This is a genomic window from Bacillus sp. GW821-FHT01G09, from assembly GCF_059422205.1.
The window spans coordinates 460,808-483,487 of the sequence record NZ_JBWKWL010000003.1 but is presented as its reverse complement, the minus strand read 5'-3'; the positions used below and the strand labels follow the sequence as shown (position 1 = coordinate 483,487).

The 22,680-nt window shown below is 43.1% G+C and carries 22 protein-coding genes and 1 riboswitch; of the genes, 17 read left to right on the top strand and 5 right to left on the bottom strand.

Going from position 1 to position 22,680, the window contains the following annotated elements:
* The gene (gene pckA / locus AC07VD_RS13075; protein ID WP_029726916.1) at positions 1-1,584 is read right to left on the bottom strand and encodes a phosphoenolpyruvate carboxykinase (ATP); all 1,584 of its coding nucleotides are present in this window, start codon (positions 1,582-1,584) and stop codon (positions 1-3) included.
* 196 nt (positions 1,585-1,780) lie between these two features.
* Positions 1,781-1,919: riboswitch (SAM riboswitch) on the top strand.
* Positions 1,920-2,086: 167 nt separating this feature from the next.
* On the opposite strand from pckA, the gene metK reads away from it, so the two are divergent.
* The 3 genes from metK (at position 2,087) to alaP (ending at position 6,865) form a co-directional block, all read left to right on the top strand.
* Positions 2,087-3,289, top strand: coding sequence for a methionine adenosyltransferase (gene metK, locus AC07VD_RS13070; protein ID WP_003229102.1), 1,203 nt, complete (start codon positions 2,087-2,089; stop codon positions 3,287-3,289).
* 149 nt (positions 3,290-3,438) lie between these two features.
* Positions 3,439-5,337 (top strand): asparagine synthase (glutamine-hydrolyzing), encoded by a 1,899-nt coding sequence (gene asnB / locus AC07VD_RS13065; protein WP_494721755.1) that lies wholly within the window; start codon positions 3,439-3,441, stop codon positions 5,335-5,337.
* 136 nt (positions 5,338-5,473) lie between these two features.
* Entirely contained in the window at positions 5,474-6,865 is a 1,392-nt protein-coding gene (gene alaP / locus AC07VD_RS13060) for an alanine permease AlaP (protein WP_038429497.1), read from the top strand.
* A 245-nt stretch (positions 6,866-7,110) separates the two neighbouring features.
* On the opposite strand, the gene AC07VD_RS13055 is transcribed toward alaP, so the two are convergent.
* Positions 7,111-7,626: a gamma carbonic anhydrase gene (locus AC07VD_RS13055; RefSeq protein ID WP_004399093.1), complete on the bottom strand. Its 516-nt coding sequence runs from the start codon at positions 7,624-7,626 to the stop codon at positions 7,111-7,113.
* A gap of 48 nt (positions 7,627-7,674) precedes the next feature.
* Here AC07VD_RS13055 and ytpA point away from each other — a divergent pair, with 48 nt between their 5' ends.
* Positions 7,675-8,454, top strand: coding sequence for a phospholipase YtpA (gene ytpA / locus AC07VD_RS13050; RefSeq protein WP_004398545.1), 780 nt, complete (start codon positions 7,675-7,677; stop codon positions 8,452-8,454).
* A gap of 20 nt (positions 8,455-8,474) precedes the next feature.
* Positions 8,475-9,578: a tetraprenyl-beta-curcumene synthase gene (locus AC07VD_RS13045; RefSeq protein WP_029318290.1), complete on the top strand. Its 1,104-nt coding sequence runs from the start codon at positions 8,475-8,477 to the stop codon at positions 9,576-9,578.
* Here AC07VD_RS13045 and mnmM read toward each other — a convergent pair.
* Positions 9,568-10,152: a tRNA 5-(aminomethyl)-2-thiouridylate-methyltransferase MnmM gene (mnmM, locus tag AC07VD_RS13040; protein WP_494721756.1), complete on the bottom strand. Its 585-nt coding sequence runs from the start codon at positions 10,150-10,152 to the stop codon at positions 9,568-9,570. The two genes, AC07VD_RS13045 and mnmM, sit on opposite strands and share 11 nt — an antisense overlap.
* Positions 10,149-11,117, bottom strand: a complete 969-nt coding sequence (gene mnmL, locus AC07VD_RS13035; RefSeq protein WP_494721757.1) for a tRNA modification radical SAM protein MnmL/YtqA — start codon at positions 11,115-11,117, stop codon at positions 10,149-10,151. Before mnmL ends, mnmM begins: the two co-directional genes overlap by 4 nt.
* 161 nt (positions 11,118-11,278) lie before the next feature.
* On the opposite strand from mnmL, the gene AC07VD_RS13030 reads away from it, so the two are divergent.
* The 12 genes from AC07VD_RS13030 (at position 11,279) to bceB (ending at position 21,719) form a co-directional block, all read left to right on the top strand.
* Positions 11,279-11,551: a YtzC family protein gene (locus AC07VD_RS13030; protein WP_003229117.1), complete on the top strand. Its 273-nt coding sequence runs from the start codon at positions 11,279-11,281 to the stop codon at positions 11,549-11,551.
* 154 nt (positions 11,552-11,705) lie between these two features.
* Positions 11,706-11,843, top strand: a complete 138-nt coding sequence (locus AC07VD_RS13025; protein WP_017695451.1) for a hypothetical protein — start codon at positions 11,706-11,708, stop codon at positions 11,841-11,843.
* Between the two features lie 33 nt (positions 11,844-11,876).
* Complete coding sequence (gene ytrA / locus AC07VD_RS13020) at positions 11,877-12,269, top strand: GntR family transcriptional regulator YtrA (protein WP_003229121.1); 393 nt, start codon at positions 11,877-11,879, stop codon at positions 12,267-12,269.
* Positions 12,262-13,140: an ABC transporter ATP-binding protein YtrB gene (ytrB, locus tag AC07VD_RS13015; RefSeq protein ID WP_494721758.1), complete on the top strand. Its 879-nt coding sequence runs from the start codon at positions 12,262-12,264 to the stop codon at positions 13,138-13,140. The genes ytrA and ytrB overlap by 8 nt, the downstream gene beginning before the upstream one ends.
* Positions 13,134-14,120, top strand: a complete 987-nt coding sequence (gene ytrC / locus AC07VD_RS13010) for an ABC transporter permease YtrC (RefSeq protein WP_124058871.1) — start codon at positions 13,134-13,136, stop codon at positions 14,118-14,120. The genes ytrB and ytrC overlap by 7 nt, the downstream gene beginning before the upstream one ends.
* A 29-nt stretch (positions 14,121-14,149) precedes the next feature.
* On the top strand, positions 14,150-15,127 hold the full coding sequence (gene ytrD, locus AC07VD_RS13005; protein WP_086344222.1) for an ABC transporter permease YtrD: 978 nt from the start codon (positions 14,150-14,152) through the stop codon (positions 15,125-15,127).
* A gap of 14 nt (positions 15,128-15,141) precedes the next feature.
* A complete protein-coding gene (gene ytrE / locus AC07VD_RS13000; protein WP_014477726.1) occupies positions 15,142-15,837 on the top strand; it encodes an ABC transporter ATP-binding protein YtrE in 696 nt (231 codons plus the stop codon).
* A complete protein-coding gene (gene ytrF / locus AC07VD_RS12995; RefSeq protein ID WP_038429494.1) occupies positions 15,827-17,137 on the top strand; it encodes an ABC transporter permease YtrF in 1,311 nt (436 codons plus the stop codon). The genes ytrE and ytrF overlap by 11 nt, the downstream gene beginning before the upstream one ends.
* A 96-nt stretch (positions 17,138-17,233) precedes the next feature.
* A complete protein-coding gene (bceR, locus tag AC07VD_RS12990; protein WP_048655237.1) occupies positions 17,234-17,929 on the top strand; it encodes a two-component response regulator BceR in 696 nt (231 codons plus the stop codon).
* Positions 17,922-18,926, top strand: coding sequence for a two-component sensor histidine kinase BceS (bceS, locus tag AC07VD_RS12985; RefSeq protein WP_015384427.1), 1,005 nt, complete (start codon positions 17,922-17,924; stop codon positions 18,924-18,926). Before bceR ends, bceS begins: the two co-directional genes overlap by 8 nt.
* Before the next feature lie 101 nt (positions 18,927-19,027).
* Complete coding sequence (bceA, locus tag AC07VD_RS12980) at positions 19,028-19,789, top strand: bacitracin ABC transporter ATP-binding protein BceA (RefSeq protein WP_029946123.1); 762 nt, start codon at positions 19,028-19,030, stop codon at positions 19,787-19,789.
* Positions 19,779-21,719: a bacitracin ABC transporter permease BceB gene (gene bceB / locus AC07VD_RS12975; RefSeq protein ID WP_086344221.1), complete on the top strand. Its 1,941-nt coding sequence runs from the start codon at positions 19,779-19,781 to the stop codon at positions 21,717-21,719. Before bceA ends, bceB begins: the two co-directional genes overlap by 11 nt.
* Positions 21,720-21,755: 36 nt before the next feature.
* Here the strand turns inward: bceB and AC07VD_RS12970 are convergent, their stop codons facing one another.
* On the bottom strand, positions 21,756-22,502 hold the full coding sequence (locus AC07VD_RS12970) for an LMBR1 domain-containing protein (RefSeq protein WP_086344220.1): 747 nt from the start codon (positions 22,500-22,502) through the stop codon (positions 21,756-21,758).
* Between the last annotated feature and the right edge of the window lie 178 nt (positions 22,503-22,680).

The window sequence follows — 22,680 nt, the reverse complement described above, 5'->3', positions numbered from 1 at the left end:
TTATACGAGAGGGCCGCCTGCCTGGGCGATGGCATCGGTATGTGCGAACTTTTTAAAGTTCTCTTTGAATTCATTTGCAAGGTAGACTGCTTTTTCTTTGTATTCTTCCTTGTTGGTCCATGTGTTTTCAGGTTGAAGGATATGATCAGGAACGCCAGGAACATGAGCCGGAATGTGCAGGCCGAAAATATCGTCAGTTATCATTTCTGCATCCTCTAATTTACCTTCAATCGCTGCTTTGACCATTGCTCTAGTGTAAGAAAGCTTCATTCGTTCGCCTGTGCCGTAGCCGCCCCCGGTCCAGCCGGTATTGACTAAGAAAACGTCTGCGCCGTGTTCATCGATCTTTTTGCCGAGCATTTCAGCATAGACGTGAGCAGGAAGCGGCAGGAACGGTGAGCCGAAGCATGTAGAGAACGTTGTTTCAGGAGACGTTACACCACGTTCGGTTCCGGCAAGCTTACTCGTGTAACCGCTCAAGAAATGGTACATCGCCTGCTCCTTCGTCAGTTTGCTGATCGGCGGCAGGACTCCGAAGGCATCAGCCGTCAAAAATACAATTGCTGACGGATGGCCAGCCATGCTTGGAGTCACGATGTTGTCAATCATATGAATCGGGTAAGCTGCCCGCGTGTTTTCAGTATAAAAGGAATCATCATAATTGGCTTCGCGTGTATCTTCATCAACAACGACATTTTCGAGAACAGACCCGAAGCGGATCGCGTTAAAGATTTGCGGCTCCTTTTCCTCGCTTAAATGAATGCACTTAGCGTAGCACCCGCCTTCAATATTAAAGACGCCTGTATCAGACCAGCCATGTTCATCGTCACCGATCAGCTTGCGGTCAGCATCTGCCGACAGGGTGGTCTTGCCTGTTCCTGACAGTCCGAAGAAAAGGGCGACATCGCCTTTTTCACCAACATTGGCGGAGCAGTGCATAGATAAAATATCTCTTTCAGGCAGCAGGAAATTCATAATGGAGAAAATGGACTTCTTCATTTCACCGGCATACTCAGTTCCGCCGATTAAAATTGTCCGCTTTTCGAAAGAGACAATAATGAACGTTTCGGAATGAGTGCCGTCTGTTTTTGGATCCGCTTTGAAGTGCGGAGCAGAAAGAATGGTGAACGGCTGCTCAACTGTTTTCTTATCATTTCCTTCCGGACGGATAAACAGCTGCCGCGCAAATAAATTGTGCCATGCGAACTCATTTACGACAGTGATCGGCAGCCTGTATTTCTCGTCTGCTCCGGCAAATCCTTCGAAAACAAACAGTTCATCTCGCTCCTTTAAATAGCTGACAACTTTCGTATACAGCCGCTCAAACGCTTCTTCTGAAATGGGCTGATTCACCAAGCCCCAATCGATCTTATTTTTCGTGCTTTCTTCCTCCACGATGAATTTATCTTTAGGTGAGCGTCCTGTGTAAGCGCCTGTTGTCGCGCGAACAGCACCTGTGGATGTTAAAATGCCTTCGTTTCGGGAAAGTACTTTTTCTGTTAGCTGTGCTGCTGATAAATTATGACGCACATTTGGACATGTTAATAAGGCTTGTAAATCAGCGGTCAAATCAACTGAGTTCATATGAAACCTTCCTTTATCGTTTTTTGTGTTTTGCTAATTGTTAATTAGTATAACATATATTTTCAAATAGTCTATACTATTTATTATTTTTTGTGTGTGCATTTCCATTGTTTTCCCTCAATATAGGTGCCTATTTCTTCTGAATCATATTGACATTGCAAACCCTTTTACGATAAGATATTTCATTGAGCGGATACTCTTATCCCGAGCTGGCGGAGGGACAGGCCCTATGAAGCCCAGCAACCGGTTTCTCTGTTATTTATTATGTTCAACTGAGTGAGACAACCAAGGTGCTAACCTGTTGCAAGGTTGTATGATTCCTTGAGCGATAAGAGTGAAAGGCACAAAGACCAAACCCTTTCCTCGATGGAAAAGGTTTTTTTATTTCATAAATATGCCAATTAACATTCTCTAATATAACTGTACATTGTATAAGAGGGAGCGAGTTCCGTATCATATATACAAGGTCTTTCGGGAGGCCTTGTGCAGGAGGAAGCAAATCATGAGTAAAAATCGTCGTTTATTTACATCAGAATCTGTTACGGAGGGGCATCCGGATAAAATCTGTGACCAGATTTCTGACAGTATTTTAGATGAAATTTTAAAGAAAGACCCTAACGCGCGTGTTGCTTGTGAAACATCTGTGACAACAGGTTTGGTTCTTGTAAGCGGAGAGATCACAACTTCTACGTATGTTGACATTCCGAAAACGGTTCGCCAAACCATTAAAGAAATCGGATACACACGTGCAAAATACGGATTTGATGCGGAAACTTGTGCGGTTTTAACATCAATTGATGAGCAGTCTGCTGATATCGCGATGGGCGTAGACCAAGCGCTTGAAGCCCGTGAAGGCACAATGAGCGACGAAGAAATTGAAGCGATTGGTGCGGGTGACCAAGGATTAATGTTCGGTTATGCGTGCAACGAAACGAAAGAGCTTATGCCTCTTCCAATTTCACTTGCCCATAAATTAGCCCGCCGCCTAAGTGAAGTCCGTAAAGAAGATATTCTTCCGTACCTTCGCCCTGACGGCAAAACACAGGTAACGGTTGAGTACGATGAAAATAACAAACCAGTCCGCATTGACGCGATTGTTATTTCAACTCAGCATCACCCTGAAATTACACTTGAGCAAATTCAGCGCAACATTAAAGAACATGTAATCAATCCGGTTGTTCCTGAAGAGCTGATTGATGAAGAAACAAAATATTTCATCAACCCTACAGGACGTTTCGTAATCGGAGGCCCTCAAGGGGATGCGGGACTTACAGGACGCAAAATCATCGTTGATACGTACGGCGGCTATGCACGCCACGGCGGAGGCGCGTTCTCAGGTAAGGACGCGACGAAGGTAGACCGTTCTGCAGCTTATGCGGCAAGATACGTTGCGAAAAACATCGTTGCGGCTGAGCTTGCTGATTCTTGCGAAGTACAGCTTGCTTACGCGATCGGTGTTGCACAGCCTGTGTCAATCTCAATCAACACATTCGGTTCCGGAAAAGCTTCTGAGGAAAAACTGATTGAAGTTGTTCGCAATAACTTTGATTTACGACCTGCCGGCATTATCAAAATGCTTGATTTGCGCCGTCCGATCTACAAACAAACTGCTGCGTACGGCCACTTTGGACGTCACGATGTTGACCTTCCTTGGGAGCGTACAGACAAAGCGGAGCAGCTGCGTAAAGAAGCGTTAGGAGAATAATTTTATAGCCGCTTACTGGTTAAGCGGCTTTCCCTTTTTTATCGTTGTATTCATGTTTATTTTTTTACATAACTGTGAAACCAAATACTATTCACAGCGTCTATAAATAGGGGTTCAATGATGACAATTTTAATTATGGAGGCAATACTATGTGTGGATTTGTCGGGGTTTTTAACAAGCATCCGTTAGCTCAAACCGCTGATCAAGAAGAACTAATCAAACAAATGAACCAAATGATCGTTCACCGCGGTCCTGACAGTGATGGATATTTCCATGATGAGCACGTCGGCTTCGGATTCAGACGGCTCAGCATTATTGATGTAGAAAATGGCGGACAGCCTTTATCATATGAAGATGAAACATATTGGATTATCTTTAACGGAGAAATCTATAACTATATTGAACTGAGAGAAGAACTTGAAGCAAAGGGGTACACATTCAACACGGATTCGGACACAGAGGTTCTTCTTGCGACTTACCGTCACTATAAAGAAGAAGCGGCGTCCAAACTGCGCGGTATGTTTGCCTTTCTGATTTGGAATAAAAACGATCATGTGCTTTATGGAGCAAGAGATCCATTCGGCATTAAACCGTTGTACTATACAACAATCAATGATCAGGTTTATTTTGCCTCAGAGAGAAAAAGTTTAATGGTTGCTCAGAATGATATTGAAATAGATAAAGAGGCATTGCAGCAGTACATGTCTTTCCAATTTGTTCCTGAACCGAGCACGCTTGATGCCCATGTGAAAAAAGTAGAGCCGGGTTCACAGTTCACAATCCGCCCGGACGGCGATATCACATTCAAAACGTATTTCAAAGCGAACCTCAAGCCGGTTCAGACTGAAGAAGACAAGCTTGTGAAAGAAGTCAGAGACGCGATCTATGACTCTGTAAACGTTCATATGAGAAGTGACGTTCCTGTCGGTTCGTTCCTGTCTGGCGGGATTGATTCTTCCTTTATTGTGTCTGTTGCGAAGGAATTTCATCCAAGCTTAAAAACATTCTCTGTCGGCTTTGAACAGCAGGGCTTCAGTGAGGTTGATGTAGCGAAAGAAACGGCAGCGGCGCTGGGCATTGAAAATATCAGCAAAGTCATTTCGCCTGAGGAATACATGAATGAGCTTCCGAAGATCGTATGGCATTTTGATGACCCGCTTGCTGATCCGGCAGCGATTCCGTTGTACTTTGTTGCAAAAGAAGCGAAAAAACATGTAACGGTTGCTTTATCAGGTGAAGGAGCGGATGAGCTCTTCGGCGGATATAACATTTACCGTGAGCCGCTTTCGCTTAAACCGTTTGAACGCATTCCGTCCGGCCTGAAAAAGATGCTTCTGCACGTTGCTGCCGTTATGCCTGAAGGTATGAGAGGAAAGAGCCTGCTTGAGCGCGGCTGTACTCCGCTTCAGGATCGTTATATCGGTAACGCGAAAATCTTTGAAGAGTCTGTCAAAAAGCAGCTGTTGAAGCATTATAATCCGAACCTTTCATATCGCGATGTGACGAAGACTTACTTTACAGAAAGCAGCTCGTACAGCGATATCAACAAAATGCAGTATGTCGATATCCACACTTGGATGCGCGGCGACATTTTGTTAAAGGCGGATAAAATGACGATGGCGAATTCTTTGGAACTGCGTGTGCCGTTCTTGGATAAAGTCGTATTCGACGTCGCTTCAAAAATTCCTGATGAGCTGAAAACGAAGAACGGCACGACGAAGTATCTTCTTCGCAAAGCCGCTGAAGGAATTGTGCCTGAGCATGTATTAAACCGCAAAAAGCTTGGTTTCCCTGTACCGATCCGTCATTGGCTGAAAAACGAAATGAACGAATGGGTGCGGAATATTATCCAGGAAAGCCAAACGGATGCTTATATCCATAAGGATTATGTCCTTCAGCTTCTTGAAGACCATTGTGCGGACAAGGCTGATAACAGCCGTAAAATCTGGACTGTACTGATCTTTATGATCTGGCACAGCATCAATATTGAAAAACGGTATATGCCTGAAGAGCTGAGCCATCAGCCTAAAGAAGTCATCTTTGTGTAACAGACAACAAGGCTTTCGAGTAGTCGAAAGCCTTGTTGTTATCCTTTTATTTCTCCATCATCATTGGTTTACCCAATTCATACGAAATATTCAGAAAAATGATTTAATGATATTTTTTTCTAGGGGAGAAGAAAGCATGCAAAAACAAAAACAAGAGCTGCACCGCGGACTCGAAGAAAGGCATATTTCTTTAATGTCTTTAGGAGCTGCTATAGGAGTAGGGTTGTTCCTCGGCTCCGCATCAGCTATTCAATTAGCAGGGCCTGGTATTTTGGTAGCGTATGCCGCAAGCGGCCTGGTCATGTTTTTTATTATGAGAGCGCTTGGGGAAATGGCCATTCAAAAACCGGTCGCAGGCTCCTTCAGCAGGTATGCGCGTGATTATTTGGGACCGCTTGCAGGCTATTTAACAGGGTGGAACTACTGGTTTTTATGGGTTGTCACCTGTATGGCCGAAATTACTGCTGTCGGCATCTATATGGGGTTCTGGTTTCCGGACGTGCCAAACTGGATTTGGGCATTATCGGCGCTGGTCATTATGACGGGTGTTAATTTCCTGGCTGTCAAAGCTTACGGTGAGCTGGAATTTTGGTTCGCATTGATTAAAATTGTTGCGATCTTATCCATGATTGCTGTCGGTTTATTGATGATTATTGCAGGAGTCGGTAATGGGGGCATTGCAACTGGAATCAGTAATTTGTGGAACAACGGAGGATTTTTCCCTCATGGTTTAAAAGGGGTTCTATTGTCTCTTCAAATGGTCATGTTCGCCTATTTAGGGATTGAAATGATCGGGGTGACGGCTGGCGAGGTGAAAAACCCGCAAAAATCGTTAGCCAAAGCAATTGATACAGTATTTTGGCGGATTTTGATTTTTTATGTAGGCGCTTTATTCGTCATTATGTCTATTTATCCGTGGCAGGAAATTGGCTCTCAGGGAAGCCCATTTGTTCTCACGTTCCAAAAAGTGGGCATTCCATCAGCTGCAGGCATCATTAACTTTGTCGTGTTGACAGCCGCGCTGTCTTCATGCAACAGCGGTATTTTCAGCACAGGGCGGATGTTGTTTAACTTGGCGGAACAGAAAGAGGCCCCACAAGCATACGGTCAGCTGACGAAAGGCGGCATCCCGGGTAAAGCTGTTCTGGCTTCTGCGGGCGCTTTATTAGTCGGAGTGCTGTTAAACTACGTTGTCCCTGCGAAGGTATTTACCTGGGTTACAAGTATTGCGACGTTCGGAGCGATTTGGACGTGGGCGATCATTTTGCTTTCTCAAATCAAATACAGGAAAAGTTTGAAGCCTGAAGAAAAGAAACAATTAAAGTACAAAATGCCTTTATTTCCGTTTACGTCTTATGTGTCATTGGCATTTCTAACATTCGTTGTCATTCTTATGGCTTACAGCCCTGATACAAGAGTAGCCGTGATTATCGGGCCGATATGGTTTCTCATCTTGCTGGCTGTGTACTATGGAAAAGGGTTTCACAAAAAAAATGCGGCTGCTGCCAGCGAACGAAATATCAGCTGACAAAAAGAGCTCCCAGTGGGCTCTTTTTGTGTGTGCTCATAGAAAATAGAGAACAGGAAAGAATAGGTATGTGTTTTTGCAGAGGCTGTTTATAGTTTTGTGATAAGATAAAAGTCATACGTTTCATGCTATATGTGAACGTTTTATGGAAAAATCGAAACCCGAACTGTGATGACGTCCGGGTTAACGATGGTTATTGCTTTCAAATATAATTTGAAAAATGGTAAAGTAAGACGAAGCAGGTCTTATGTTTGTTGAAGAAATTTATAATATTGGCCCTTTTCTACATATTCTGACCGTATTCTTTGCATATCTTTCCGGTCTTCTTCCGTCAAAGGGCGGATGACTTTTGCAGGGCGGCCAAAGGCGAGATGGCCAGGCGGAATGATTTTTCCGGGCGGGACAAGACTGCCGGCACCAATAAAAGCGCCTTCGCCAATTTCGGCTCCGTCTAAAATGATTGAGCCCATGCCGATTAAGGCGTTCTTGCGGATAACAGCGCTATGAAGTGTAACCTGATGGCCTATCGTGGCGTCATCTTCAATGAGTAGCGTCTTGTTCGGGCTTTGATGAAGGCAGCTTAAATCCTGGATATTGACTCTGTTTCCGATTCTGGTCGGTGCAACATCTCCCCTTATGACAACAGAAAACCAAATGCTGGACTGTTCTCCGATAACGACATCACCGGTAATTGTTGCATTATCAGCTATAAAGGCTGTTGGGTGGATATCTGGCTTGTGTTCCTTATAAGGGTAGATCATAAGATTCATCCTTCTTTCTCTATTTAAATTTCGTATGAGGTGAAGAGCATGTGGACCTGGAAAGCAGACAGACCTGTTGCAGTGATTGTAATCATTCACGGGGCAAGTGAATATCACGGACGATATAAATGGCTGATTGAAATGTGGCGGTCTTCGGGTTATCACGTTGTCATGGGCGATTTGCCTGGACAGGGAACAACGACAAGAGCGAGAGGGCATATTCGCTCGTTTCAAGAATACATTGATGAAGTAGATGCTTGGATAGATAAAGCGCGAACCTTTGATCTGCCGGTTTTTCTGCTAGGTCACAGCATGGGCGGTCTGGTCGCGATTGAATGGGTTAAACAGCAAAGAAATCCCCGGATTACGGGAATTATTTTATCATCACCGTGTCTCGGACTGCAAATTAAAGTCAATAAAGCGCTTGATCTTGCATCAAAAGGCCTGAATGTCATCGCTCCGTCACTTAAGGTTGATTCGGGATTATCAATTGATATGGCGACGCGCAATGAGGACGTCATCGAGGCTGACCAAAATGATTCGTTATACGTCAGGAAAGTTTCTGTCAGATGGTACAGAGAGCTTTTAAAGACAATTGAATCGGCAATGGTGCCGACAGAGGCATTTTTGAAAGTTCCGCTTCTTGTGATGCAAGCCGGTGATGACAAGCTTGTTGACAAAACGATGGTCATCAAGTGGTTTAATGGTGTTGCTTCTCATAATAAAGCATACAGAGAGTGGGAAGGGCTTTACCATGAGATCTTCAATGAACCCGAGAGAGAAGATGTCTTTAAAGCAGCAAGAGCGTTTACTGATCAATATATTTGAACTAGTAGGGGGTGCATGTGTTGACAGTACCGGAACATCCTTTTGGATTGATGACAAAGGTATATCGAGATATTTTTCCGCTCGTTCATCAAGAGCTGGACATATGGAAGCAAAAATCAGAATCGATTCATAACAGTGAATTGAAAGCACAGGCAACCGCAAGTATTCGGGACAAAACGTTTCACTGTGAAGGCGGCGGCATACTGGCCTTATTGTCAGGCAGCCAAAAGCAGAAATGTGTCGAGTTTATCATCGCGTATCAAACGATTAGTGATTATTTGGACAATCTATGTGACCGCAGCACCTCGCTGGACCCGCAGGATTTTCGGATGCTCCATGCCTCAATGCAGGACGCACTGACAGTGGGAGCGGAACTGCAAAATTATTATCAATTCAGGGAAGAACAGGATGACAGCGGATATCTGCACGAACTGGTCAAAACGTGCCAGCGTGTCCTTGGTTCCATTGAGCACTATGACATGATTAAACCTTATCTGCTTGAACTGTGCGGCTATTATTGCGATTTGCAGGTGCATAAGCACGTTATTGAGCATGAGCGTGTTCCGCGGCTTGAAAAGTGGTTTACTCAATATGAATCAGAGCTGCCTGAGATGGAATGGTATGAATTTTCAGCCTGTGCAGGCTCAACGTTAGGCATTTTCTGTCTGGTTGCGTATTCGTTCCAGCCTGATTTCACAGAAAGCACCGCTAAAAAAATCCGCGACAGTTATTTTCCTTACATACAGGGTCTTCATATTCTTCTTGATTATTTGATTGATCAAGAGGAGGACTTGCTGGAAGGAGACTTGAATTTCTGCTCGTATTATCAGTCTCATGAAGAGATGATGAATCGGCTTGAACACTTTATCCATAAAGCCGACGAGCATCTACAAGGCATTCCGCATGAAAACTTCCATCGTTTAATCAATCGCGGCTTGCTTGGTGTTTATTTGTCAGATGATAAAGTGGCAGGCCAAAAGGAAATGGGCCGGCTCGCAAAGAAGCTGATCAAAGCCAGCGGAAAAACCTCCCTTTTCTTTTATATCAACGGCAGAGCCTACCGGAAATTTCAAAAAATGTCCTGGATGAAAAACTCAAAGAAAAAAGCTCAAATCATTTGCTGATCTGAGCTTTTTTTTCGATGGCGACAATAAATGGCGGGTCATTTTGCTGATTGATAAATCCGTATGTTAATACACGGGCTGATTGCTGGTCCAAGTCCCGGCAAAACTCAAGCACGTCGTTTTTTTCAGCTTTGCCTTCCGGGTGGCCATGATAGACGACGAGAACAATCAGACCTTCATCTTTCATGGTGCTGAGAAGCTGTTCAATTGCTTTGATCGTGGAACTTCCGTTTGTCGTAATTGATTTGTCCCCGCCCGGCAAATAGCCGAGGTTAAATACCGCGGCCGCCACTTTGCCATGTGTTTCAGGCGGGAGGGATTCAGCGATTTTATCATGGCTTTTGTGAAATAACGTTGTTCGCGCTTGATACATGTCACCGAGCCGTTCCTTTGTATTGGCCACGGCTGATTCTTGGATGTCGAATGCGTACACATGGCCGTTTTCACCAACAAGCTCCGCTAAAAACTGTGTATCATGTCCGTTACCCATTGTCGCATCTACGACAATATCTCCTTCTCCCGCGGCCATTTTCAGCAGTTCTTTGCTATAAGGGAGAATTTTCTTCAAAATCATAGCGCTGATTCCTCCTCAAGGCGCTGAAAGAACTTTCCTTGATAGCTGCCTCGATTTTCTAGCTCTTTATTAATGGCGCCAAGAACTTCCCATTTGTTGACGCTCCACATTGGCCCGATCATCAACTCAATCGGTCCGTCACCTGTAATGCGGTGGACGATCATTTCAGGCGGAATGATCTCAAGCTGATCGCACACGAGCTGCACATAATCATCTTGAGAAAGAAATTCCAGCTTGCCCTTTTCATATTGCTTGACCATCGGCGTGCCTTTCAGTAGGTGAAGCAGATGGATTTTAATGCCCTGGACGTCCAAATCTGCGACGGCCTTTGCCGTTTCCATCATCATGTCCCGGTCTTCCAAAGGCAGCCCGTTGATAATATGCGAGCAGACACGTATGCCGTGTTTTGTTAATTTATTGACGCCTTCCACGTAGCAGTTAAAATCATGTGCGCGGTTGATCAGAAGTGCAGTCCGTTCATGAACTGTTTGAAGCCCAAGCTCCACCCACAAATACGTACGTTCATTCAGCTCTGCCAAGTAATCAACGACATCATCAGGCAGACAGTCCGGGCGTGTGGCGATCGAAATGCCGACCACATCATCTAAGGCGAGGACGGATTCGAATTTCTCACGAAGCACCTCAACCGGGGCGTGAGTGTTTGTGAAAGCCTGAAAATAAGCGATGTACTTGCCGTCCTTCCATTTTTCGTGCATGCGGTTTTTGATGTCATGGAATTGCGTAATTAAATCATCGGCCCGGTTCCCGGCAAAATCGCCGGAGCCTGCTGCGCTGCAAAAAGTACAGCCTCCGTGGGCTACGGTGCCGTCCCGATTCGGACAGTCAAAACCGCCGTCAAGCGCTACTTTAAACACCTTATGGCCGAAATGTTCTCTGAGATGATAATTCAATGTATGATAGCGTTTTTCCGTATTTGAATAAGGAAAAGGATTGTTCTGCATCACAATTCATGTGCCTCCTTGCGTACGATTGCATCCTAAAATTGTAGCACGCATTTCACAAGAGAACAAATGAATATCGACCATAAATTACTTTATTGAATAAAGTCAGATGAGGCTACAATATGAATGATGGATGATTTCCATTACCAAGAGGAGGGGTTACTGTGGCAACAAGACAATCAGTAGATGAACATCTCCAGCAATGTATGCAGGCCTATGATTATGCTGAAGAACAGCTGAAAATCGCTTCTAAACAAGAGCATTATAACGATCAAGAATATAGTGATGCACAAATGCAGCTAGAAGATGCGGTAAATGCCTTGAATAAACTATGGCTGTCGTCAAATGATCAGCAAAGAGAACAGCTGTACAGAATGAGACTTCAGCTTCAATCTTTGCAAAATAATATGATCCTGCAGCACCCTCTTGATGTGTAGGAAAACGGACCCTTTTAAAAGGGTCCGTTTTTTTGTAAAAAAAGGATTGACTTTGTGAGTCAAAGTATTTATTGTATTAAGTGTACTAATTGAAGTAATACACTATAGACACTAATATAAAATCTTTTATATATTGACGTTAAGGGAGGCAGTTATGAAACGTAAAAATCGAAACAAACGTAACGTGCCAATGCTGATTGCGGCATCTGTGATCGCTTGTTCTTTTTTTCTTGTTCTTGTGATGATCGGTTTTGAATGGCAAAAAAGTATAATTGATCATTTTTATCTATAAAAGGTTCAGATCGTATAGAAAGTAGGGAAGTAAATGATTCAAATCGATCCAAGAAGCTCAACACCCATTTACGAACAAATTATTCAGCAAATGAAAGAGCTTTGTTTGAAAGGGATCATGAAGCCTGGTGATAAGCTTCCTTCTGTCAGAGAATTGGCAACGATCATTATTGCGAATCCGAACACTGTCAGCAAAGCGTATAAAGAACTTGAGCGAGAGGGGATTATTGAAACGCTGCGGGGCAGAGGGACCTATATATCGGAGAATGCAAAAACGACACTGGTTGAAGGGAAGATGACGATGATTAAAGAGCAACTCAAACAGCTCATCATCGATGCACACTATGCAGGGGTTGAGCTGGAAAAACTGCACGAATGGATAAAGGAAATCAGCGCTGATGTGAAGGGAGGCAAAAAAAATGATTGAACTGCGGCAGCTGTCAAAAGTGATTGACGGCAATCAAGTATTAAAAGATGTTTCATTAACAATCGAAAAAGGAGAAATCTTTGGATTGCTTGGACGCAATGGATCGGGCAAAACGACGATGCTTCGCTTAATCCAGCAAATCATTTTCGCTGACAGCGGAACGATTTTATTTGACGGCGTAGAAATCAAAAAGCACCCGAAGGTCAAACAAAATATCATCTACATGCCTGTTCAAAATCCTTTTTACGATAAGTATACATACAAGCAGTTAGTCGATATTTTGAGAAGAATATATCCAAAATTTGATGTCACGTACGCGAATGAGCTGATGAACAGGTACGAAATTCCGGAAACGAAAAAATATCGCGAACTGTCGACAGGCTTGAAAAAACAGCTGTCCCTCGTTCTGTCGTTTGCGGCGAGACCGGCGCTGATCCTTCTTGATGAGCCGACGGATGGAATAGACGCGGTGACAAGGCATGATGTGCTGCAGCTGATGGTCGATGAAGTGGCAGAGCGTGATACGAGCATCCTGATCACCTCCCATCGCCTTGAGGACATTGAACGGATGTGCAACCGAATTGGTTTTCTCGAAGATAGTAGACTGACCAACGTCATGGATCTTGATGAGTTAAAAGAAGAATACATTAAAATTCAAATGGCTTTCGATACAGATGTCAATTTGGCCATCAGAGAGCAAAACATTCCGATGCTCGATCAGGCCGGCGTGTTTTACACAGTGCTGATTCCGAAAAGCGATGAGGAGAAAAAGAGCTTTTTGAGAGAGCTGAAGCCAAAAGTATGGAATGAGCTTCCTGTCAACCTGGAAGAAGTGTTCATTGCGAAGTTTGGAGGGAAGCGGAGATGGTAGACCGAGGTCTCCTCTATCGAGAGTGGAAACAGAATCAAGTGGTGATTTTGTTAAGTATCGTGTTTTTAGTGTTGGCAAATCCGCTTTCTATCGTTAATACGTATTTGTCTTATCAAGGGTGTCTGGCTCATCAAGACCCGCAATATTGTGAATTTATTGTGAATTATCATAGAAGCAATCTAATAGATATCAACTGGGTGCCGGGGGTCATTTTGGCGGTCTGCTTCCTCGGAATGGAACGTTCGAAAGGCACGATGGATTTTATATTAAGCCTCCCATATAACAGAAGCCAAATTTTTCAGACGAAATTTTGGTTAGGCGGTTTTGTGATTGTGGTGTCGCAATTAATTGGCTTTTTATTTGCGTGGCTGCTGATTCTTGTCTATAACCCTGAACACGTCTACTTTTTTGAGCACAGCAGCGTTGGAGTAATTGTGATTAGTTTTATGGCTTATTGTTTGTTGATGGCTGCTGGTGCATTAACGGGAAATGTTTTTGCCCAGTTATTAACGGCATTTGCTGCTGCGGTATTGCCATATTTAATTGTTGCATTGCCGGTTGGAAACTTTGAAGTTGTTTTTGGTGTGAATATATGGGAAATATTTCCTTCCCCGGAGGTGTATTTCTCTCTGACGAGCAATTTATTATATCTTGTGCCCATTGGTTATGTTGCAAGTGACTGGCTTATCGATAGTAAATATATTTTAATGATTCCAGCTGCCATGAGCATTCTGTTTTACTTGATTGGTTTGATAAGCTTCAAAAAGCATCCCAGTGAACGAAACGGACACTTTTTCTTATGGAACAGATTAGACCGTCCGGTGCAAATTCTGGTTATGGCTTTCGGCATCCTTGGATTTGGTTTATTTGGATACTATACCGGACATTCCATTATTGGTTATATTTTGGGTATGATCATTGGGGCAGTGGCTGGATTCTTTGTGAGCTACTTCTCTATTTATAAGAAAACAAAAGTGTAAGAAATGCCTTAGGTTTGGAGGGAAGTGAGTTGCCGGATTCAGGACTGCTTTACAAAGAGTGGCGGCAGAATAAAGTCGCCTTAGTTATCACCATTTTGGTTTTTATATTGGGTAATCCATTATCAATTTTAAATATGTATCTCATCTATCAAGGCTGTGTCACTGGAAAAGAAAATTGGGTCGGCCCCTGCGTATTCAGCGTTGATTATTTAAACAGCTCATTTATCTCATTGTTTTGGATTTGGGGAGTCGTTTTGGCGGTCAGCCAGCTAGGGATTGAACGAAGCAAGAGCTTTTTTGATTTTACATTAAGCCTTCCGTATACAAGAGGGCAGATATTTCATGCGAAGTTCCTTAATGGCGGAATGGTGATTGTGATACCGCAACTCATAGGTTATGTTTTATCTGTTTTGCTGATCATGCTTTTGAAGCCTGATCAGGCCGATTATTTTCACAATTACAGCCTTGGAATGATCATCATCAGCATGCTGGCTTATTCGCTAGTTATGGCAGGAGGAGCTCTGACAGGAAATATTTTTGCCCAGCTTTTGGTCTCATTTACCGTGGCCATTTCGCCATTTTTGCTCATCAGCCTGCCTGCAATCAACCTGGAGATCCTTTTTGGCGGATCAATAGATTTTATCCATGGTCCAGTACCTAAATGGGTGCAGTATTTCATTCCGATAATTTATGTAGACTCGAAATGGGCTGAGAATTCACCATATTATTTAGTCATTCCGGCTATCATGACTATCATTTTTTACATTATCGGCTATATTAGCTTTGTCAAACTGTCTAATGAAAGAAACGGATATTTCTTCTTATGGAAGCCGCTTAACCGCCCGGTGCAGATCATCGTTATTATCATAGGAATCATGGGCTTCGGCTATTTTGGTTTTACGGCAAGCGAGAGCTTTGCCGGTTATCTCATTGGCATGGGTACAGGTGCGGTAATCGGTTTCTTGATTAGTTATTTTGCGATTTATAAAAAAATGAAACTTTTGTAAGGGAGAGAGAACATATGATTGATGTTCAGCATATCGACCATTCTTTCACGATCGGAAAAAAGGGCCGTGAGAATGAAGTTCCAGTATTGAAGGATGTTTCATTACGTGTGGCGAAAGGTGAGATCGCCTGTATTGTCGGGCGAAGCGGCTCAGGGAAATCAACGCTTTTGAATTTGATTTCCGGCTACATATCGCCGACAAAAGGGCGGATTGTCATTAATGGCACTGATGTTACGGGGTTTAATGAAAAGGAATGGGCGCAATTTCGGCTTGACCATTTCGGGTTTATTTTTCAAAGCTTTCAGCTCATTCCGGGCTTAACAACGTATGAGAATGTGGAAATGCCGCTGGCGTTAAAAGGAATCAAGCCATCTGAGCGGAAGCAAAAGGTGCAGGACATGCTGAAACGCGTCGGTCTGGAAAACCATGCCGCTCATTATCCGAATGAACTGTCAGGCGGCCAGCAGCAGCGTGTCAGTATTGCTCGAGCGTTGATTTTAAATCCTTCGATTATCTTAGCGGATGAGCCGACGGGAAGCCTTGATTCAGAAACGGAACATGAAGTGCTGGAATTGATCCAGCAGCTGAATCGTGAGCGTGGCATTACATTTGTGATCATTACTCACGATGATGAAGTCGCTTCTATCGGACATTCAAAATTTCAGCTTCATGATGGTGTGCTAAAAGGAGGAATTACCGTTGAGGTTTAAGGATCAGGTTCATTTTATCAGAAGAAATATGAAGAAAAACAGACTTCGCGTCTTTATGACGATTCTTGCGACAACAATGGCGTGTGCGTTTTTGGTTGTGCTGTCGTCCGTTGGGTTTGGGATTCAAAAGACAATTACAGATATGACAATGAGCCAGCAGGTTGTAACGAAAGTCAGTGTAATGGGCAAGGAAGGAGACAAGCCTATTAAAAAAGCTGATTTAGAGAAGTATGATCACGTAAGGTCAGTTGTAGAAAGAACGCAAGTGTATGAACCAAACAAAGCTACTTTAGGCAATCGTACAAATGAAAGCTCAAATCTCATTTTTACTAATATGAATGATGAATTAAAGGCCAATATGGAATTGGAAAAGGGAAGAGTCGCAAAGTCGGAAAATGAAATCGTAGTAGGATACGACTTCGCAAAGAGATTATTAACGAAAAAAGAATCGGAAGATTATAACAAAAAAATCGAGGAAGCAAAAGGAAATCCAGAAGATATAAAAGAACCAAAGGGCTATACGAAAGATATTCTGAATAAAACAATAGAACTAAGTGTATCGAAGACAGATCCTAAAACAGGGGATGTTACAAAAACAAAAACATATGACTTTAAAATTGTCGGTATTACAAAAAAACCATCTCAAGACTGGATGGAGGACTCAAACATTTTTATCAGTGATCAATTCAAAAAAGATTTTTCGGAATTCTTAGATTTCAAAGACGGAAATGTTGAAACTAAGATTGGCGTTTTTGCTGATAAGTTTGAGAATGTGGAACAGCTGACAAATGATCTAACAGATGACGGGTACTATGTCACATCAGTGACTACCGAACTTGAGGGGGCCAACACCTTCTTCATGGTCTTCAAAATCGGACTGATCTTTGTCGGATGTATCGCAGTTATCATTTCAGCGATCGGCATTTTTAACACGATGACGATGGCGGTGACAGAGAGAACACAAGAGATCGGCATTATGAAAGCGATTGGGGCGAGTCCGTCTATCATTCGCCGAATGTTCCTGATGGAAAGCGCGTATATCGGGATTTTAGGCTGTGTGATTGGAATTATCATTTCCTACGGCGTCAGCTACCTTGTCAACCTGGCCGTTCCGATGATTCTCGCGGCCACAAGCGGAGGCGATGCGGGCGACTTGAATTACACATTCTCCTACATCCCGGCGAGCCTTGTGATCATTGCCGTTGTGATTTGCGGAGGGGTCGCAGTCATTTCCGGAATGAACCCGGCGAGAAAAGCAACCAAAACCAACGTGCTGACAGCGTTGAGAAGAGAATTATAATGTGAACGAGCCGGCTGAGACAGCCGGCTTTTTCTATAGCGCATGCTGGCGTTTTGCTATACACTTGATAAAAAAGGAAAAAGTGCGGTGAGTTGATTGTTTAAACTTTTGCTGATTGAAGATGATGAATCGCTGTTTCATGAAATCAAGGATCGTTTAACGGGATGGTCCTATGATGTATACGGCATTCAGGATTTCAGTCAGGTGCTGCAGGAATTTGCGGCGGTTAATCCTGATTGTGTCATTATTGATGTACAGCTGCCTAAATTTGACGGCTTTCATTGGTGCCGGCTGATCCGCTCCCGGTCAAATGTTCCGATTCTCTTTTTATCCTCCCGGGATCATCCTGCTGATATGGTGATGTCCATGCAGCTCGGGGCAGATGACTTTATTCAAAAGCCATTTCATTTTGATGTGCTGATTGCGAAAATCCAAGCAATGTTCCGGCGTGTGCACCATTATAATACGGAGCCGAGTACGATTAAAACGTGGTGCGGCGCTGCTGTAGACGCGGAGCAGAACCTCGTCAGCAATGACAAAGGATCTGTTGAACTGACCAAAAATGAAATGTTCATTCTAAAACAATTAATAGAGCAAAAAAACAAGATCGTCAGCCGGGAAGAGCTGATCAGAAGCTTGTGGAACGATGAGCGTTTTGTTAGTGATAATACGCTGACCGTCAATGTCAATCGCCTGCGAAAAAAACTGGACGTCCTGCAGCTTGGCGCATATATCGAGACAAAGGTGGGCCAGGGCTACATCGCGAAGGAAGAGGACAAGTTCTATGATTAAAGCATTCCTTATCGAAAGGCGGAGCTGGATTGCCGCGTTTTTGTTTCAGCAGGCTTTGATGCTGTTCATTGCTTTTGTCGATCCTTCCATATCATTCGGGAATGTACTTTATATGGTGTATTTGTGCATCTTGTTTTTTATCATATTCCTTTGGTTCCGCTATCGGAAAGAAACAGCGTTTTATAAAAGCTTGAAAACATGGGAGAACAATCTCGATGTGACAGCCATAAATGAACCGGAAACGCCGTTTGAAGCAATGGTTGAAAGAAGCATTGCCGGGCAAACAGAACACTTGAAGCAGACCGCAGCACGGCATCGCTTAGCATTGGAAAATGAAAAAGATGAGCTGATGGCATGGATACATGAGGTCAAAACCCCATTAACAGCGATGCATTTAATCATTGATAGAATGGAAGAAAAAGCACTGAAATCCCAGCTGTCATATGAATGGCTGCGTATTCACCTGCTTCTTGATCAGCAGCTTCATCAAAAACGCATTTCATTTATTGAAAACGACCTGTCAGTAGAATTCATTCAGCTTCAGCCTTTGATCTTTAAAGAAATCAAAGATTTACAATCGTGGTGTATCCAAAAAGGGATCGGTTTTGACATACAGCTCGATGCCAAAGAAGTGCTGAGCGATGCAAAATGGCTGGCGTTTATCATCAGGCAGCTGCTGACAAACGCGGTGAAATACAGCGAAGCCTCTGAAATCGAGATCAAAAGCTTTCAAAAAGGGGAACAGACGCAGCTCCAAGTGAAAGACTGTGGCAGGGGCATTGATCCAAAAGATGTACCGCGTATTTTTGATAAAGGGTTTACATCCACAACGGATCACCATGATCAAGCGTCAACTGGCATGGGCCTGTACTTGGCAAAAAAAGCAGCGGCGCCGTTATTGATCCTTATTGATGTTGAGTCGGAGTTTGGTGCGGGGACAGTTTTTACATTAACCTTTCCAATACGGAATCAATTTGAACATGTCATAAGCGTGTGACGAAAATGTCACATGCTTTTCTTTTTTGTTCGCCGTATCGAAGGAAAAGCCCGGCATTCCTTTTTATAATGAGATTATCCAATATAAAGGAGACTGCGTAAATGGTGATTTTAGAAGCGAATAAAATTCGAAAAAGTTATGGAAACAAGCTGAATAAACAGGAAGTGCTGAAGGGCATCGATATTCACATTGAAAAGGGCGAATTCGTCAGTATTATGGGTGCTTCCGGGTCGGGAAAAACCACTTTGCTCAACGTTCTGTCCTCAATCGATCAGGTCAGTCACGGAACCATTCATATTAATGGAAATGACATGACGGCTATGAAGGAAAAGCAGCTGGCTGAATTTAGAAAACAGCATTTAGGCTTTATCTTTCAGGATTACAATTTGTTAGACACATTGACAGTGAAAGAGAATATCCTTCTGCCTTTATCGATCACGAAACTATCAAAAAAGGAAGCCAATCGCAAGTTTGAGGAAGTTGCAAAGGAACTGGGAATATATGAATTACGGGATAAATACCCGAATGAAATTTCCGGCGGCCAGAAGCAGAGAACATCCGCTGGAAGAGCGTTTATTCATGACCCGAGCATTATTTTCGCTGATGAACCGACCGGCGCGCTCGATTCGAAATCGGCCTCCGATCTATTAAATAAGCTGAGCCAGCTCAATCAAAAACGCAACGCCACGATTATTATGGTTACCCATGATCCCGTCGCTGCCAGCTACTGCAGCAGAGTCATTTTTATTAAGGACGGGCAAATGTATACACAGCTGAATAAAGGGGGCCAGGACAGGCAGACGTTTTTCCAGGATATTATGAAAACGCAAGGCGTGTTAGGCGGGGTGCAGCATGAACATTAATCAGCTCATCCTGCGAAATTTGAAAAAGAATCTTCGGAATTACTATCTGTATGTGTTTGCGCTCATCTTTAGCGTGGCGCTTTATTTCGCCTTTGTCACGCTGCAGTATGATCCAGCAATTAACGAAGTGAAGGCTTCAATTAAGGGAGCTGCGGCTATTAAAACCGCTTCGATTTTGCTTGTGGCTGTGGTGGCGATCTTCATTTTATATGCCAATACGATTTTTATTAAGAGACGGAGTAAAGAAATCGGGCTGTTTCAATTAATTGGAATGACGAAGCATAAAATTTTTCGCATCTTAAGTGCAGAAAATGTCATGCTGTATTTCGGTTCATTAGCGATCGGGGTAGCGGCCGGGTTTTCGATATCGAAGCTGGTCTTGATGATTCTGTTCAAAATTGTCGATGTCAAATCGGATGCGAAACTGCATTTTTCTGAGCAGGCCTTGGTCCAAACGGTCATTGTGTTCTGCGGCATTTACCTTTTGATCATGATCATGAATTATACGTTTATCAAAAAACAGAGTATTTTATCTTTGTTTAAAGTAACGTCCTCCACTGAAGATAAAGTGAAGAGAATATCCTTTTTCCAAATGCTGATCGGCGCTTTAGGCATCGTGCTGATTTTGACAGGATACTATGTGTCTTCTGAGCTGTTTGGCGGAAAATTTAAGACCATTAACGAACTGTTTGGCGCGATGAGCTTTATCTTGGGGGCTGTCATTATCGGGACGTTTTTGTTTTATAAAGGATCAGTTACGTTTATCTCGAATATCATTCGAAAAAGCAAGGGCGGCTACTTAAATATTTCTGAGGTTCTGTCACTGTCATCGATCATGTTCAGAATGAAATCGAACGCATTGCTGCTGACGATTATTACAACCGTTTCAGCGCTCGCCATCGGGCTGTTATCTCTTGCTTACATCTCGTATTACTCGTCGGAAAAGACCGCTGAACAAAATGTAGCGGCTGATTTTTCATTCATGAATGAGAAAGATGCCAAGTTATTTGAAAACAGTTTGAGTGAAAGCAACATCTCGTTTGTAAAAAAAGCAACACCTGTCCTGCAAGCAAATGTTGACATTGCAAATATCATGGATGGAACTCCGAAAGAGATGCAGGGCGATCCCGGCAATATGCAGCTTGCTGTTGTTAGCGACAAAGATGTAAAAGGAGTCGATGTGGCGGCTGGAGAAGCCGTTTTCTCAGGATACACCGACTTGCTGCAAAAAATAATGGTTTTCAAGGACTCTGGTGTTATTAAAGTAAAAAGCAAGCATGAGGCGCAGCCATTAAAATATAAAGGATTAAGAGAAGAGTTTCTTGTATCCTACACGTTTACAAGCGGGGGCATGCCCGCTGTCATTGTGGATGACAGCCTGTTTAAACAGCTGGACAAGGATAAAGACCCCCGCATTCAGCTGGCGCAATCTACATTTATCGGCGTCAATGTGAAACATGAAGATCAAATGGAAAAAGCAAATGAGCTTTTTCAACAGGTGAACAAGAAAAACGAGCATTTATCAAGACTGGATACAAGCGCTGCGCAAAAATCACTGTTTGGTATGGTGATGTTCATCGTCGGCTTCTTAGGGTTAACGTTCCTGATTACATCAGGTTGTATCCTTTATTTCAAACAAATGGGAGAAAGTGAAGATGAAAAACCGAGCTATACAATTTTAAGAAAACTCGGTTTTACGCAGGGCGACCTGATAAAGGGGATACGCATCAAACAAATGTACAACTTCGGCATTCCGCTCGTTGTCGGCCTCTTCCACAGTTACTTTGCCGTCCAATCCGGCTGGTTCTTATTCGGATCAGAGGTATGGGCGCCTATGATTATGGTGATGGTGTTATATACTGCGCTCTACTCCATTTTTGGTTTTCTGTCAGTTCTTTATTATAAGAAGGTCATTAAATCGTCGTTGTGAAACAGAAAAAGCTCCAGACATTCTGGAGCTTTTTGTTTATCGTTTTGGCGCCCGATAACCGGCGGCTTCAGCTTCTTCAACTGAGCAAAACATTTCAGCCGGATCGGTTGTCCGGTCGTAGTATGTACTGCCTGGCGTGTGGTAGATGCCGTTTTTGCTTCCTTTGATATTACAGCCTTCTGCTTTGTCAGCTGTTTTGGTTTCATCACTTTTACTCGTATTGTTTAAAGAACTTCCAGTGTCTTCATGAGAACTGGCGGTTTGGCTTTCCGTCTCTTTTAATTGATTTTCAAGCTTTGTTTTATCTTGTCGAAGTGTTTCGTTTTCAGCCTTTGCCGTTTTTGCATCTTCTTTGAGCTGCTTTTGATTTTCTTGAAGCTCTTTAATCTCAGCTTTTAATGATTTCTGAGTCTTTTTTAGATCGCTATTTTCGTTTTTAAGCTTCTCAAGCTTGTCTTGATCTTCTTTGTTGTCTTTTAATTTCTTTGCTTCGGAGCTGACAGATTTATATTCTTTCTCAAGTTCTTCATGCTCTTTTGTGAGGTTTTTATATTCGGCGTTTAGCGCTGAATATTTTTTCTCGGCATTTGCTGCGGAAGTGTCAGGTTCTGCCAATGCTGCCCCGGTAAAGAGCAGCACAAGGCCTCCAATGAAAAGCGGCCAAAAAAGTCTCTTGGAGAAACGTTTTTCCTTTTTCAGTACATATCTGACAAGGTGATATAATCCATAGCCCAGTGCAATGAGACATGCCAGAAAACCTAAGAATGCTAATACCATTTCCATAATATGACCCCTTTTTCTATTTATTTTACATTTTTCAAACAATATTTGTTAGATTTTTTCACGCTCATCAGTTGAAAAATGTGAGAGAGACAGATAGAATGAATGTGCTATGATAACTGGATTCGTACGGAGCCGTTTTAGGTTTCGTTTTTTTCATGAGCTTTTTTAGGTAAGAAAG

Coding starts and splice junctions, on each gene's coding strand:
- ytrA (WP_003229121.1), top strand. CDS start 11,877: ATGATTCAAATCGATCCAAGAAGCTCAACACCCATTTACGAACAAATT.
- pckA (WP_029726916.1), bottom strand. CDS start 1,584: ATGAACTCAGTTGATTTGACCGCTGATTTACAAGCCTTATTAACATGT.
- ytrC (WP_124058871.1), top strand. CDS start 13,134: ATGGTAGACCGAGGTCTCCTCTATCGAGAGTGGAAACAGAATCAAGTG.
- mnmM (WP_494721756.1), bottom strand. CDS start 10,152: ATGATTTTGAAGAAAATTCTCCCTTATAGCAAAGAACTGCTGAAAATG.
- alaP (WP_038429497.1), top strand. CDS start 5,474: ATGCAAAAACAAAAACAAGAGCTGCACCGCGGACTCGAAGAAAGGCAT.
- ytrE (WP_014477726.1), top strand. CDS start 15,142: ATGATTGATGTTCAGCATATCGACCATTCTTTCACGATCGGAAAAAAG.
- ytrB (WP_494721758.1), top strand. CDS start 12,262: ATGATTGAACTGCGGCAGCTGTCAAAAGTGATTGACGGCAATCAAGTA.
- AC07VD_RS13055 (WP_004399093.1), bottom strand. CDS start 7,626: ATGATCTACCCTTATAAGGAACACAAGCCAGATATCCACCCAACAGCC.
- AC07VD_RS13025 (WP_017695451.1), top strand. CDS start 11,706: ATGAAACGTAAAAATCGAAACAAACGTAACGTGCCAATGCTGATTGCG.
- ytpA (WP_004398545.1), top strand. CDS start 7,675: ATGTGGACCTGGAAAGCAGACAGACCTGTTGCAGTGATTGTAATCATT.
- AC07VD_RS12970 (WP_086344220.1), bottom strand. CDS start 22,502: ATGGAAATGGTATTAGCATTCTTAGGTTTTCTGGCATGTCTCATTGCA.
- asnB (WP_494721755.1), top strand. CDS start 3,439: ATGTGTGGATTTGTCGGGGTTTTTAACAAGCATCCGTTAGCTCAAACC.
- bceS (WP_015384427.1), top strand. CDS start 17,922: ATGATTAAAGCATTCCTTATCGAAAGGCGGAGCTGGATTGCCGCGTTT.
- bceA (WP_029946123.1), top strand. CDS start 19,028: ATGGTGATTTTAGAAGCGAATAAAATTCGAAAAAGTTATGGAAACAAG.
- bceB (WP_086344221.1), top strand. CDS start 19,779: ATGAACATTAATCAGCTCATCCTGCGAAATTTGAAAAAGAATCTTCGG.
- metK (WP_003229102.1), top strand. CDS start 2,087: ATGAGTAAAAATCGTCGTTTATTTACATCAGAATCTGTTACGGAGGGG.